This is a genomic window from Paraburkholderia lacunae, from assembly GCF_003353175.1.
Classification (GTDB): Bacteria; Pseudomonadota; Gammaproteobacteria; order Burkholderiales; family Burkholderiaceae; genus Paraburkholderia; species Paraburkholderia lacunae.
The window spans coordinates 232,638-245,469 of the sequence record NZ_QHKS01000008.1 but is presented as its reverse complement, the minus strand read 5'-3'; the positions used below and the strand labels follow the sequence as shown (position 1 = coordinate 245,469).

General features: G+C 63.9%; 17 protein-coding genes. 7 read left to right on the top strand and 10 right to left on the bottom strand.

Annotated elements, in window-relative coordinates:
• The first annotated feature begins 151 nt into the window (after positions 1 to 151).
• On the top strand, positions 152 to 637 hold the full coding sequence (locus DLM46_RS14655; RefSeq protein ID WP_115101461.1) for a GNAT family N-acetyltransferase: 486 nt from the start codon (positions 152 to 154) through the stop codon (positions 635 to 637).
• Between the two features lie 47 nt (positions 638 to 684).
• Here the strand turns inward: DLM46_RS14655 and DLM46_RS14650 are convergent, their stop codons facing one another.
• Positions 685 to 1,269 carry a flavin reductase family protein gene (locus tag DLM46_RS14650; protein ID WP_115101460.1) on the bottom strand — a complete coding sequence of 195 codons (585 nt, stop codon included), beginning with the start codon at positions 1,267 to 1,269 and terminating at the stop codon, positions 685 to 687.
• Between the two features lie 17 nt (positions 1,270 to 1,286).
• Between DLM46_RS14650 and DLM46_RS14645 the strand changes: the two genes are divergently transcribed.
• A complete protein-coding gene (locus tag DLM46_RS14645; RefSeq protein WP_115101459.1) occupies positions 1,287 to 1,607 on the top strand; it encodes a hypothetical protein in 321 nt (106 codons plus the stop codon).
• A gap of 146 nt (positions 1,608 to 1,753) precedes the next feature.
• Here the strand turns inward: DLM46_RS14645 and DLM46_RS14640 are convergent, their stop codons facing one another.
• Positions 1,754 to 2,086: a hypothetical protein gene (locus tag DLM46_RS14640; RefSeq protein WP_115101539.1), complete on the bottom strand. Its 333-nt coding sequence runs from the start codon at positions 2,084 to 2,086 to the stop codon at positions 1,754 to 1,756.
• On the opposite strand from DLM46_RS14640, the gene DLM46_RS39060 reads away from it, so the two are divergent.
• The gene (locus DLM46_RS39060; RefSeq protein WP_133300340.1) at positions 2,085 to 2,264 is read left to right on the top strand and encodes a hypothetical protein; all 180 of its coding nucleotides are present in this window, start codon (positions 2,085 to 2,087) and stop codon (positions 2,262 to 2,264) included. The two genes, DLM46_RS14640 and DLM46_RS39060, sit on opposite strands and share 2 nt — an antisense overlap.
• Positions 2,265 to 2,309: 45 nt before the next feature.
• Here DLM46_RS39060 and pdxR read toward each other — a convergent pair whose 3' ends face one another.
• Positions 2,310 to 3,836, bottom strand: coding sequence for a MocR-like pyridoxine biosynthesis transcription factor PdxR (gene pdxR, locus DLM46_RS14635; protein WP_115101458.1), 1,527 nt, complete (start codon positions 3,834 to 3,836; stop codon positions 2,310 to 2,312).
• A gap of 104 nt (positions 3,837 to 3,940) precedes the next feature.
• Between pdxR and DLM46_RS14630 the strand changes: the two genes are divergently transcribed.
• Positions 3,941 to 4,681, top strand: a complete 741-nt coding sequence (locus DLM46_RS14630) for a GNAT family N-acetyltransferase (protein WP_115101457.1) — start codon at positions 3,941 to 3,943, stop codon at positions 4,679 to 4,681.
• A 45-nt stretch (positions 4,682 to 4,726) separates the two neighbouring features.
• Here DLM46_RS14630 and DLM46_RS14625 read toward each other — a convergent pair whose 3' ends face one another.
• Positions 4,727 to 5,263 (bottom strand): GNAT family N-acetyltransferase, encoded by a 537-nt coding sequence (locus DLM46_RS14625; RefSeq protein WP_115101456.1) that lies wholly within the window; start codon positions 5,261 to 5,263, stop codon positions 4,727 to 4,729.
• A gap of 265 nt (positions 5,264 to 5,528) precedes the next feature.
• Here DLM46_RS14625 and DLM46_RS14620 point away from each other — a divergent pair, with 265 nt between their 5' ends.
• Together DLM46_RS14620 and DLM46_RS14615 are read left to right on the top strand one after the other, a co-directional pair.
• Entirely contained in the window at positions 5,529 to 6,107 is a 579-nt protein-coding gene (locus tag DLM46_RS14620) for a DUF4337 domain-containing protein (RefSeq protein WP_115101455.1), read from the top strand.
• Between the two features lie 67 nt (positions 6,108 to 6,174).
• Entirely contained in the window at positions 6,175 to 6,792 is a 618-nt protein-coding gene (locus DLM46_RS14615) for a LysE family translocator (protein WP_115101454.1), read from the top strand.
• A 24-nt stretch (positions 6,793 to 6,816) separates the two neighbouring features.
• On the opposite strand, the gene DLM46_RS14610 is transcribed toward DLM46_RS14615, so the two are convergent.
• The 6 genes from DLM46_RS14610 to DLM46_RS39420 form a co-directional block, all read right to left on the bottom strand.
• Complete coding sequence (locus DLM46_RS14610) at positions 6,817 to 8,091, bottom strand: RNA polymerase sigma factor (RefSeq protein WP_115101453.1); 1,275 nt, start codon at positions 8,089 to 8,091, stop codon at positions 6,817 to 6,819.
• 4 nt (positions 8,092 to 8,095) lie between these two features.
• Complete coding sequence (locus tag DLM46_RS14605) at positions 8,096 to 8,503, bottom strand: VOC family protein (RefSeq protein ID WP_115101538.1); 408 nt, start codon at positions 8,501 to 8,503, stop codon at positions 8,096 to 8,098.
• Between the two features lie 51 nt (positions 8,504 to 8,554).
• Positions 8,555 to 9,082, bottom strand: coding sequence for an SRPBCC family protein (locus DLM46_RS14600; RefSeq protein ID WP_115101452.1), 528 nt, complete (start codon positions 9,080 to 9,082; stop codon positions 8,555 to 8,557).
• 61 nt (positions 9,083 to 9,143) lie between these two features.
• On the bottom strand, positions 9,144 to 9,557 hold the full coding sequence (locus DLM46_RS14595; RefSeq protein WP_115101451.1) for a YciI family protein: 414 nt from the start codon (positions 9,555 to 9,557) through the stop codon (positions 9,144 to 9,146).
• 145 nt (positions 9,558 to 9,702) lie between these two features.
• Positions 9,703 to 10,056 carry a YciI family protein gene (locus DLM46_RS14590; RefSeq protein ID WP_115101450.1) on the bottom strand — a complete coding sequence of 118 codons (354 nt, stop codon included), beginning with the start codon at positions 10,054 to 10,056 and terminating at the stop codon, positions 9,703 to 9,705.
• Between the two features lie 208 nt (positions 10,057 to 10,264).
• Positions 10,265 to 10,585: a hypothetical protein gene (locus DLM46_RS39420; RefSeq protein WP_165847976.1), complete on the bottom strand. Its 321-nt coding sequence runs from the start codon at positions 10,583 to 10,585 to the stop codon at positions 10,265 to 10,267.
• A gap of 468 nt (positions 10,586 to 11,053) precedes the next feature.
• Between DLM46_RS39420 and DLM46_RS14580 the strand changes: the two genes are divergently transcribed.
• Positions 11,054 to 12,742 (top strand): phospholipase C, encoded by a 1,689-nt coding sequence (locus DLM46_RS14580; protein WP_115101449.1) that lies wholly within the window; start codon positions 11,054 to 11,056, stop codon positions 12,740 to 12,742.
• Positions 12,743 to 12,832 lie beyond the last annotated feature (90 nt).

Below are 12,832 nucleotides of genomic sequence, written 5' to 3'. Positions count from 1 at the left end.
GCTTGCTAAATATCGTCGGGAACCGGCCGTTCGCTGGCCAGGACAGCAGGATAAACGATACGATGCAGGACTGATCCGAAGCCGGCGCTTCGAAGCCGATGCCTACGCGCGAAACTTCGATCGACATTTCACACCGACCGAGCACCTTACCTTGACCATCCACATCCGTCCCGCCCACACTTCCGACGCCGCGCTGATTCTGCGCTTCATCACCGAACTCGCGGTGTATGAGAAAGCGGAGCACGAGGTTGTGGCTACCGTCGGCGATATCGAAGCAAGCCTGTTTTCAGCCGAATCGGCCGCGAAGGCTTTGATCTGCGAGATGAACGGCGAACCCATCGGCTTCTGCGTCTACTTCTTTTCTTATTCGACGTGGCTCGGCAAACAAGGGCTTTATCTCGAAGACCTGTACGTATCGCCGAAATCGCGCGGCAGCGGCGCGGGCAAACAGATGCTGCGCCACCTCGCCCGCCTTGCATGCGACACGGGCTGCGGCCGCTTCGAATGGAGCGTGCTCGACTGGAACGAGCCGGCCATCGGTTTCTACGAATCGATCGGCGCGAGCGCGCAGAGCGAGTGGGTCCGCTACCGGTTGGCGGGCGACGCACTCAAGGCGTTTGCCGATGGCGGGGCGTGAGGCTCGCGGTCAGGACACGCGCGCGCCTCGCTGCTGCTAACCGCTAACTATCCCATCGCGCCGCTTGCCACTGGCGCGACTTCGAACGCGTCGCCGGTGGCAAAAAACGTCCCGCCCGCCACGTAGTGACACGTTCGCAGATCCGGATCGTCGCCGAAGTGCCAGCGGTTGTTCGAATACACGCGACTATCCGCGTACGCCGCCACGACTTCGCCAATGATCAGATCGTGCCGCTGGCTGTCGTCCGGAATCACCTTGCATTCCATCCACGTGATGCAGCCGGCCAGCATCGGTACGTCGATGTTTTGCGCGGGGAAAGTTTCGAGGTCGAAGGCGGCGAACTTGTCGAGTCCGGCGCCCGCGTTCGACCCCACCGCGAGCGTTTGCGCGGCAAAACCGCGGCTCGGCAGTTGCAGCCCGAACACGCCGCTCGCGTCGATCAGTTGCCGCGTCAGCGTGCGGCTGTCCACGACCACCACCACCTTCGGCGGATTGAAATCGAGCGGCATCGCCCACGATGCGGCCATCACGTTCGAACGCCCGTCGTGCGCGCTGGTGATGATCGTGACCGGTCCATGATTCAGTAACTGCGTCGCCCGCGGCAATGCCACGGCTTCTCGAGTGCCTTTCATACGTCCTTTCCGCGTCAATGAACGACGTCGATTGTAGCGAGGTACGCGCGGCGTTGTTGACGCCGCCGTCACGCACGGCGCTCGAACGGGCCGCGCGCACGGGCCGCTCGAAGGTCGACGGTGCCTGGAGCCGCTTCAAGGCGGGCGATACGGCGGGTTATCTGTCTTCGGTCGCCGCCGCCGTGGACGCCGCTTACGAAAACGGCGCGCATGTCGTGGCACTGGCGCAAGCCTCGATGGCAGGCGCGAGCGCGTTGGTCACGCGCGGCGAGAAACCGCTGACCAGCCCGGCCACCGGCCTCGCCGCCGCCGTTCCAGCGGCCACGCTTCTGATCTGAACCGCGATGTTCGCCGAGTACATCGTCAAGTGAGACGCCGGACATCGACAGGGACATCGGCAAACTGGCTGCCGAAGCGTTGAAGCGGAGCTGAAGGCCCCGGCGGATTCAAGGCGGCAGCCGCGAGGCCGCCGCGCGGGTTGCTATCAATGCGGAGCTTTGCCGTTGGGCAGCGCGTCCAACGGTTTGTGCTGTTCTTCGCCGAGCCCGGGGAAGAACGCGTTCCAGGCGGCACGCACGCCTTGCGCCGCGGTGGCCTCCGCGCCGATCGACTCCGCCTCGCCAGCCGGAACGCTCGCCGGATCGGCGGACAGGCCGCGCCAGTGCGTGAAGACCAGCAACGGTTTTTCGGTCCATACGCCGTCGCCAAATTTCGCAAATGCCGTGTCCCCGCTCGTCAACTGCACTTCGTACCAGCCTTCACGAACGGGCGTATGGACGGCAAGCTCAAACCACGGTGTCGGTTCGATTTCCTTCATGTCTTCTCCGGTCGGAAAAATCGTCATAGATAACCACAACCGCATTCTTCATGCCCGCGCCCGGCAGCGGCCCGGCGTACGCGCGCATCCTTTCCGCGATGTTGCAGCGCGGCGCGCGCTGAGCATGACCTGCGGGCGATTCGCCAACGTCGCGCACCTGGCGAATCACCGCGCATGAACGACACGATAGCGCGACATCGGCTGCGCGGACAAACGTAAAAACTTACGCGACGCGTGCACCCGCCATTTCGCCCATCAGGCCGGCCAATACAGCGATCGCGGGCGCCAGTTGTTCGGCTGACGTGTTGCCGTAGCCGATCACGAGCCCGTTCGTCTCGTCGCGAGGCTGCAACGCGAAACCGGACAACGCCCGAGGATTGAGCCGCGCTGCAAGCGCGCGTTCAGCGAGCAGCCGATCCGGGATGCGAGGCGGCAGACGAAGCGTCAGATGCATGCCGCAATTGCCGCCGAGAATCTGCGACGGCTCGAAATGCGTGGTCAGCGCATCGCGTAGCGCCTGTTGCCGTTCCCGATAGAGGCGCCGCATGCGGCCCAGATGCCGTCCGAACTCCCCGCTTTCGATGAAATGCGCCAACGCCAGTTGCTCCAGACGATGCCCGCCGCGCAGCATCTCCTGCAACGCGACCGCCGCCTGCTCGGCGATCGCGCCCGGCAGCACCACGAAGCCGATGCGCAGCGCCGGAAACATCGTTTTGCTGAACGAGCCCACGTACAACACCGGTGCGTCCGGCACCAGCCCCTGCATGCTGGCGATCGGCTCGCCGGTGTGGCGGAATTCGCCGTCGTAGTCGTCTTCGATCAGCCACGCGCCGCTGCGGCGCGCCTGCGCGATCAGCTCCAGCCGCCGCGCCACCGACAGCACCGCCCCGGTCGGATACTGATGCGCGGGCGACGTGTAGATCAGCTTCGGCGGATGCGCGCGCCATGCGTCCGCCGGCACCGCCATGCCTTCGAGATCGACCGGCATCGGCAGCGTGGTCAGATCGCCGAGATTGAACGCCGCCTTCGCACCGCGATAGCCGGGATCCTCGACCCAGGCGATGTCGCCCGGATCGGTGAAAAGCCGCACGCACAGGTTCAGCGCTTCCTGCGCACCTTCGGTGATCACCACCTGCGAGCCGTCGCAGCGGACGCCGCGCGACACGCGCAGATGGGTAGCGATCGCCTCGCGCAGCGCCGGCTCGCCGGCCGGCGCGCCGTAACCGAGCGCAAGCGGCAATGCGCGTTCCATCGAGCGTTCGAGCGCGCGCCGCCACGCGCCGAGCGGAAAGCGATCCAGCGCGGGCGTGCCTGGCGTCAGCGGCAAGGTGTTGTCGGCATGCGTGCGCGTGGCGCCGAATTGTCCGACACGCGTGGCATAGAACGCCTCCGGCGCAGCGGGCTGCACCTGATGTTCGCCGCGCGCGGTTGGGCTGGAGAGCGGGCTCACGCGCGTGCCCTTCTTGTCGGCGACGACATAACCGACCGCGGCGAGATGCTCGTAGGCAATCACGACCGTATTGCGCGACACCCCCATCTCCGCCGCCAGCAAACGCGACGACGGTAGCAGCGAGCCCGCCGGCAGACGCCCGGTCAGAATCGCCTGCTGCAAGCGCTCGATCAGCTGCTTTTGCAGCGGCGCCGGTTTGTCGCCGGCGGCGGCAGCGCCGGTATCCGTACGACTCGCGGTGGACGGCGAGGCGGCTGGCGCGCTGGCTGAATGAATGAGCGGACCAATGATCTCGATCATGGATGCTGGACCTATCAAATGCGGCGAGACTGGATCTTTTTAACATACCACGTTTGTCGTATTGTTCTCTCAGACAATCGACCGAGTGAACAAGGAGAGCAGACATGGAACCCACACGTAACGCGTTCGACCAGCCGGTCGGCGCCCCGGTGCCGGGCTGGAACGGTGCGCGGGCGCCCGCCCGCGAGCCGCTGGTGGGCCGCTATTGCCGGCTCGAACCGGTGGACGTCGAACGTCACGCCGAAGACCTCTACGACGCATACAGTTCGGCCACCGATGCCCGCGACTGGACCTATCTGAACGTCGGACCGTTCGAGAGCCTCGCCGCGTATCGCGAGCATCTGACGCGCGCGGCGGCGTCGGCCGATCCGCTGCACTATGCGGTGATCGATCTGGCGACCGGCAAGGCCGTCGGCACCCTGGCGCTGATGCGTATCGACCCCGCGAACGGCGTGATCGAAGTCGGGCACGTCACGTACTCGCCGCGCCTGAAGCGCACCCGCATCGCCACCGAAGCGATGTTCCTGCTGATGAACCACGTGTTCGGCGAGCTCGGCTATCGCCGCTTCGAATGGAAGTGCGACTCGCTGAACGGCCCGTCACGCACGGCGGCGCTGCGCTATGGATTCACCTTCGAAGGCATCTTCCGCCAGGCGATCGTATATCGCCAACGCAATCGCGATACCGCGTGGTTCTCGATGCTCGACGGGGAATGGCCCGCGCTGCGTGCGTGCTACGCACGTTGGCTCGATGCCGGCAACTTCGACGCGCACGGTCAGCAGATCGAACGGCTGGCGGATCTGATCGCGCAACGGCGAGCGGCGGAGAGTGAGGGTGATCAATAAGCCGCGAGCCGGCAATGACACACAACCCGCACGGCGCGCGACGATTCAAACCACGCCTGCCGCGCGCCGCAAGACGATGGTCGGCTTGCCTTTGTACGTCGTGCGAAGCCGCTCGCGATAGCCGCATTTGTGCGCAACGCGCAGCGACGGAAGATTGTCCGGCGCGATGATGCAGGCGGTTTCGGCGTCCGGCCACTGCCGGTCGGCCCAACTCAGCGCGGCGCGCACGGCTTCGGTCGCGTAGCCGCGGCCATGCACGGCCGGGTCCAGGGCCCAGCCGATCTCCGGCGTGCCCATCAGCGAAGGTTCGATCTCCCGGTGATAGTCGGCAAAGCCGACTTCGCCGAGGAAGCGGCCGCTCTCCTTGTCCCGAACCACCCAGTAGCCGTAACCCAGCATCGCCCAATGTCCGGCGTAACGCAGCAGGCGCGCCCAGACTTCCTCACGCGTGAAAGGCTTGCCGCCGATGTAGCGGATCACCTCGGGATCGGACCACATCGCATAGCTCTCGAGGAAATCGTCGCGCGTGTGCGGACGCATGATCAGACGGTCGGTGGTGAGGAGCGTGGGATGGGTGGGCATCGAAGGAGCGAGTGATTGGGTAGGGATGCTTGGCGGCGCTGATGCGTTGAAGGGGTGCGTGGGATGATATCAGCGGGGCATCGACAAGCGGCCTGCACCTCACGCTATGCTGCGCAAAACGGCGATGCCTTTCCCATCGCCGGGCGCCTCACGCTAAGATTGAGGCCTCCGGAAGGTCGCGCCGCACGGGCGTCGATGCCCGCGGCCGGTTCGCGTCAGCGAGCGCCGTCCGGAATACAAGAAAAGCTTTGCCTCGGAGAATCAGATGCCTGACGAATATGAAGTGCATGGCCCACACGACCATGCGGTCGAACATGCCGGCCACCACGACGACGATCCTTTCGCGAGCCGCATGGCCGTGATGACGGCGATCCTCGCGACAATCGGCGCGCTGTGCGCGTACCAGAGCGGCAATAGCGAAAACCTGGCGCTCTACTACAAGAACGAAGCCGCCATCAAGAAGACCGAGGCGTCGAATCAATGGAGTTACTACCAGGCCAAGGGCGAGAAGCAGAATCTCGCTGAACTCGGCGCGGCGCTGTCGGGCGGCAATGCGCAAGCGCACGCCAAGTTCGTCGCCGACGTCGAAAAATACACGCAGCAGAAAGAGCCGATCCGCGCGAAGGCTGAAGAGATCGAAAAAGAAGTCGTGCAAAACGACGCTAAAAGCGAGGCGCTTCTGCATGGTCATCATCGCTGGGCGCAGGCCACCACGCTGATCCAGGTCGCCATCGCATTGAGCGCGATCACGTTGCTCACGCGCAAGACGTGGCTGCGCAATCTGTCGTTCGGCGTTGCGACGGCAGGCGTGCTGATGGGCGCCTGGGCGTTTCTCTCGGCGTGATGCACGCGGCGGCGGGCAAACAGCAGGCACATTCAGTGGCTGCGTCGAGTGAATAAAGGAGCGAGGTGTGATTGACGGGTCTGCGGTTCTTGGCGTGTTCTCCGTGTACGTGGCCGGCGTGGTGATCCCCGGTCCGAACTTCGTGGCGGTCGCGCATAAAGCGGCGTCGGCGACGCGGCTCGAGGCGCTGGCGATGGTCGCCGGCATCGTGCTGGTCAACCTGTTCTGGGCGAGTTGCGCGATTCTCGGCGTCGGCATTGTCTTCGCCGCATTTCCGTGGCTGGCGCTGGCGGTCAAGTTGGCCGGTGCCGGCTACCTGATCTGGTTCGGCGGACGTCTGATCGCGAACGCTTCAGCGGGCAAACCGGCGCACAGCCTGAGCGTATCGGCGGGCGGCTTTCGCCAGGCGTTCGCGCAAGGCTTCGCGACCAACATCGCGAATCCGAAATCGATGGCCTTCTTTGCCGCCGTCTTCTCTGCCGCTGCGCCGGCACACGTGAGCGTCGGGACGTTCGCGGCAATGCTCGGCATGGTCTGTGTGGTTGCGAGCAGCTGGTACGGATTCGTTGCGCTGACGCTGTCGCACTCGCGGATTGCGGCGGCGTATCGGCGCAGCAAGGCGTGGATCGATCGCGCGTGCGGCGGCCTGATCGTCGCGCTGGGTGTGCGTCAGTTGATACGGTAGGTTCGATACCGTTCGCCCCGCCGCTCAATGCGCCATCTCGCGCGCACGCGCGAGCAACAACTCCCGCTCGCGCGCGTTGCGCGTCATCGCAGCGGCGCGTTCGAATTCGGCGCGCGCCTCGTCCACGCGCCCGAGCTTGGCCAGGAGATCGCCGCGCACGCTCGGCAACCAGTGGTAGTTCGCGAGCGTCGCGTCGGCGGCGAGCGCATCGACAATTTCCAGACCCGCGGCCGGCCCGAACGCCATGCCCACCGCCACCGCGCGATTCAACTCCACGACCGGCGAAGGCGCCACCTGCGCCAGCGCGTCATATAACGCGACGATCTGCTCCCAGTCGGTGTCCTCGGCACGTCGGGCGCGCGCATGACACGCGGCCAACGCCGCTTGCAGCGCATACGGTCCGCTCGCGCCGCCGAGCGCGTGCGAACTGCCGAGCGCGGCCAGCCCGCGGCGGATCAGGAGCGGATCCCAGCGGCTGCGGTCCTGGTCGAGCAACAGCACCGGACGGCCCTCGGCATCGGTACGCGCATGCGTGCGCGACGCCTGAATCTCCATCAACGCGACGAGGCCGTGCACTTCGCTTTCGTCCGGCACCAGACCGCTCAGCACGCGCCCAAGCCGCAGCGCTTCCTCGCATAGCGCCGGGCGCATCCAGTCGTCGCCGGCTGTGGCCGAATAGCCTTCATTGAAAATCAGGTAGATCACTTCGAGTACCGACGCAAGCCGCGGCGCACGCGCATCCGCTTGCGGCACTTCGAACGGCACCTTGGCCGCCGACAGCGTGCGCTTGGCGCGCACGATGCGCTGCGCGATGGTCGGCTCGGGCACGAGGAACGCGCGCGCGATTTCCTCCGTGGTCAGGCCGCCGAGCAGGCGCAGCGTCAGCGCGACGCGTGCATCGGTGGACAACACAGGATGACAGGCGGTGAAGATCAGCCGCAGCAGATCGTCGCCGATATCGTCGGCACGTGCTGCATCGAGGGCATCGACGAAATCCGGCACGAGGTGAGCCTCCTGTGCATCGAGGTCGTGACCCAGCTCCTCGCGCTTGCGAGCATGCAACGCTTCCTGGCGCAAGCGGTCGAGCGCGCGGTTCTTCGCGGTCGCCATCAGCCACGCTCCGGGGTTATCGGGCACGCCCGCGTCGGGCCAGTGTTCGAGCGCCGCCACCAGCGCGTCCTGCGCCAACTCCTCGGCCAGCCCCACGTCGCGCACCATCCGCGCGACGTGGGCGATGACCTTGGCGGATTCGATCCGCCAGACCGCCTCGATGGCACGATGCGTGGCCGCCGTCGTCACGGCCTCAACCCGCTGCGTTGGCGTTCGGGTCCATATAGATCAGCTCCCAGATGTGTCCGTCGATATCCTCGAAGCCATGCCCGTACATGAAGCCGTAGTCCTGCGGCGCGCGCGGCGCCGTGCCGCCGGCGGCGATCGCTTTCGCGACCAGCGCATCCACTTCGGCGCGGCTCTCGCATGAGAGGCCCACCAGCGCCTCAGTGCTTTCTTGCGGATTGCACAGCGTCTTGCGTGTGAAGGACTTGAACAGCTCCTTGACCAGCAGCATCGCGTAGATGTTCTCGCCGAGGATCAGACACGCTGCCTGTTCGTTGGTGAATCGCGCTTCGAAGCCAAAACCGATCGCGCTGAAAAATGCCTTCGAACGTTCGAGATTGCCGACAGCGAGGTTCACGTAGATCTGCTTATGCATGATGGAGTCCATTCATCGGGTTGTGTGCGGGCCACCGGATCGGCGGCGCCGTCAGCTCGCCTCGGCAATCGTTTTCAGATTGCTCAGGCCCTCTTCGAAATCCTTGCCGACCATTTTGTCCATGCTGATGAAAACCTGCATCAGCTTCGACAGAAACGGCGCCGGTCCGTGCATCGCCCAGGTGACCTGAGTCGCATCCGCATCGGGCTTCAACGTGAATTCGGCAATGTTGTGCGCCTCGAATGGCTTGATGAAATCGAGGTTCATCGTCACGCTCGACGACGCCGCGGTATCGGCGATCTCCATCTGCCCCACGCCGATCTTGTCGCTTCGCCACGCATAACGCGCACCCTTGCCGCTCGTCGAGCCGCTGTACGTGCCTTGCGTCGCGGGGTCCTTGAGCAGGAACGGATTCCACAGGTTGAACTGATGCAGGTTGTCGATCAGCGAATAAATCCGCTCTGGCGGCGCCTTGATCCGCACACTGCGTTCAATGCGAAAGCTGTCGGGCCGCGTCGCCGCGTAGATCAGCACCAGAGCCACGGCCGCGACGACGGCGATCAGAATGGTTTTGAGCATGACGAATCCTTTCGATGTAGCCGGATCGGCGCTTGAATCGGCGCATCGATCGGCGTTGGGATCAACGCTTGTCCGCGTTCAGTTCGCGAAAGCGATCCACTTCGGGGCCGGGCTCGAAGTCTTCGAGTTCGAACAGTTGCCGCACTTCGATCTCGCCGTCGGCCTGCTCGCCGAATGGCGCCGGAAAGCGCCGCGCCCATTCCATCGCTTCTTCACGCGAGCGAACCTGGATCAGCGTGTAGCCGGCGACCAGTTCCCTGGTCTCGGCGAACGGGCCGTCGACCACTGTGCGCTTGCCGCCGCTGTAGCGGATGCGCCAGCCCTTTGAACTCGGTTGCAGGCCGGTTGCGTCGAGCAGCACACCGGCCTTGGCCAGCTCTTCGTGGTACGTGCCCATCGCGGCCATCAGGGATGCTTCCGGCATGACGCCGGCTTCGCTGGCGGCTGTCGCCTTCACCATGATCATGAATCGCATCGCAATCGCTCCTTGCGTTGTGAGTGGAAAGCCGCGGCTTGTTCGCTGGCTCCTTACTCACACGACGAGCGGTACGCGACCGGATCGACACCGATTTTCTAAACCAAGGGAAAACACCAGGTGAAGTACACGTGGCGCGCGCCGCTTACACGAAACAAGGCCCGACCTTGCGGACTTCGACCGTGCACCAGGATGCCGCCGGGCAGGCTTGCGCGATCGCGACCGCTTCCTCGCGCGTTTCACAATCGAGCAGGAAGAAGCCACCAATCATCTCCTTGGCTTCGGCAAACGGGCCGTCGAGCAGCCTCGCGCGGCCTTCGCGTACCTGCACGCGCACGGCGTCGTCAGTGGAGGTCAGCGATTCGACCGCGAGCAGTTTGCCGCGCTCTTTCAGATCGGCGGCGAAGCGCACCATCTCGTCGTAGACTTCGCGCCCGGCAGCCTCGCCACGTTCAATGCGTTGTTCAGGGGGTTCGACAATAAGCAGCATATAAGACATGGCGTCTCCGATTGATCGTGCCGCAGACGTGAACGCCCGACAGGCGTATGACGGCAAAAACGCGCTTGCGGATGACTTGCGAGAGCCAGTCTAACAAGCGCGGATGAGTCCAGCAAACCCGTCTCAACGCCAGAATTGCGGTTAATTCGGCCCCCTACGAACACTCGTAACGCCGATACGGCATGTGGATTGCGTGATCTGCTCTTCATTATTCGTCGCGCGATACAAAACCGCCCGCTTTCGAGCATTTTCTCAACGCGTTAAACCTGCTGTGAAAGCCCCGTTTGCGGATTAAAATCCGCGGACAAAAATCGGCTTGCCATTCGACAAAAACGCCTCGACATAGCGCGGCGATACAGCGGTATTTATCGGCATAATCTGCCGGCACAACAAACGAATCACATATCAATCCGGGCAGCCCGGTGGGCGCGGCAGCGGGCAGCACGATCACATGGCCGACGCTGCTGCCGGACTTCGCCGCACAGTTCCTGACACCAGGCGGGCCGCTGGCCGGCGTGCAAAGCTGCACGAATTGCCCGTTCCCGGCATGGATGACGGGTGGCTCGCGGCTTGTGCAAATGGGGCGGCGGACAGAACGGCATCGGGTACTACGATTTTACGAAGTACAACGATTAGAGTGGGCGTAGCCGCGCATCAGCTTCTCTTAAGCCAGGTCCAGGTATGATCGCGCCGTCCTTGCAAGTTCTAGTTAACTCGGAATGCTAGAACTTTTTAGAGCCGGCTTTATGCCGGCTTTTTTCGCCGAGGCGATCTATTCAGGCCTGCGTCAATCTCGGACTTGCCTTACGAAGTCCTTCAATCAGCTTGGTATTACGCCCCGCAACGTAATAGCCGGGTAAGCAAAGCGCCATTAGCCGGTAACGCCCCGATGTTCCAATGTGCGTGGGTTTTTTAAACGGTCCTCACGCGCCCGCTGAGTTCGCCACGAACAGCGGTCGAAGAATAACTAGCAAAACAATACCCGGAGTTAAAACGCATGTTTTCTCGAACCTTCCTGTTTGGCGTATCAGGCATAGCGATGGCAGTCTCGCTCTATGCGTGCGGCAATGACAACGGCGGTAATTCGCTCACCCCCGTGTCAGTGCAGAATCAATTGACCACCTCGACGCCCATCAAGCATGTGGTCGTGATCTATAACGAGAACGTCTCGTTCGACCATTACTTCGCCACCTATCCGAGTGCAACCAATCCGGCGGGCGAACCTGCTTTCACGGCTGCCGCAGGCACGCCGACCGTGAACGGCCTGAGCGGCACGCTGCTGAGCGCGAACCCCAACTTCACGAACACCGCGAACGGCACGGGCGCGGCGAATCCGTTCCGGCTGGACCGGACGCAGGCCGCGACGGCCGACCAGAACCACGCTTATACGGCAGAGCAGCAAGCGTATAACAATGGCGCGGCTGACCTGTTTCCAAAATACACGGGTAAAGGTTCGAGCGGTGGTGCAGGCGCCTTCGGTACGACCGGCCAGGTCATGGGCTACTACGACGGCAACACCGTGACGGCGATGTGGAATTGGGCGCAGAACTTTGCGATGAGCGACAACGCCTATACGGATACGTACGGCCCGTCGACTCCGGGTGCGCTGGAAGTGATCTCCGGCCAGAACAACGGCGTGCAACTCGTCAAGACCAGCCAGCAGCCGTTCAATCTATCGACGGCGTCGCACTCGTATTACGTCAACGACGGCCAGGGCGGCATTACGCTGATCAACGACGCCGACCCGGCTTCCGACACGTGCTCCAGCACGACCGACCAGATCCTGATGTCCGGCAAGAACATCGGCGATCTGCTCAACGCGAAGAACATCACGTGGGGCGGCTTCATGGGCGGCTTCAACCTCGCGACCACCAACAGCAACGGCACGACCGGCTGCAAGCGCAGCACGGTGTCGCCGGTGGTCGGACAGGCAACGACCGACTATATCCCGCACCACAACTGGTTCCAGTACTACGCGTCGACGGCGAATCCGCAGCACTTGCGTCCGAGCGCGACGGCGGCCATCGGCTACACGCTCGAGTCGGACGGCAAGACGGCTGACCCGGCGAACCACCAGTACGACACCGACGACTTCTTTGCAAGCGTGAAGGCGGGCAACTATCCGTCGGTCAGCTTCATCAAGGCGCCGGCGTTCCAGGACGGCCACGCGGGCTACTCCGACCCGCTCGACGAACAGGCGTTCACGGCCAGGATCGTCAACTTCCTCCAGCAACAGCCTGACTGGAAGAGCACGGCCGTGATCGTCGCGTGGGACGATTCGGATGGCTGGTACGACCATGCTTACGCGAACCCGACGTCTTCGTCGTTCGATGCTCAGGCAGACCAGCTGAACGGCTCCGGCACGTGCGGCACGGGCACGGCGCCGGCCGGCGTGAATGGCGCGGCGGTCAACGGCCGTTGCGGCCCCGGCACGCGCATTCCGTTCCTCGTGATTTCGCCGTGGGCGAAGGTCAATTATGTCGACCACACGGCGATCAGTCAGGCGTCCGTGGTTCGCTTCATCGAAGACAACTGGCTGGGCGGCCAGCGAATCGGCGGCGGCTCTTTCGATGCGACGGCAGGCAGCATCATGAGCCTGTTCAACTTCGGCGGCAGCGGCAACAACCCGACTTTGTTCGTCGACCCGAACCTGGGCACGCCGGTCTCGTCGGTGCCGGCAATCTAGCTTCCGCGGCTCGCGCCGGCGGCAAGACGCCGGCGCGCGGCTGGACAGTACCCCCGTGTTGCCAACCGTTTCCGGGCTGGCAACTTTTTT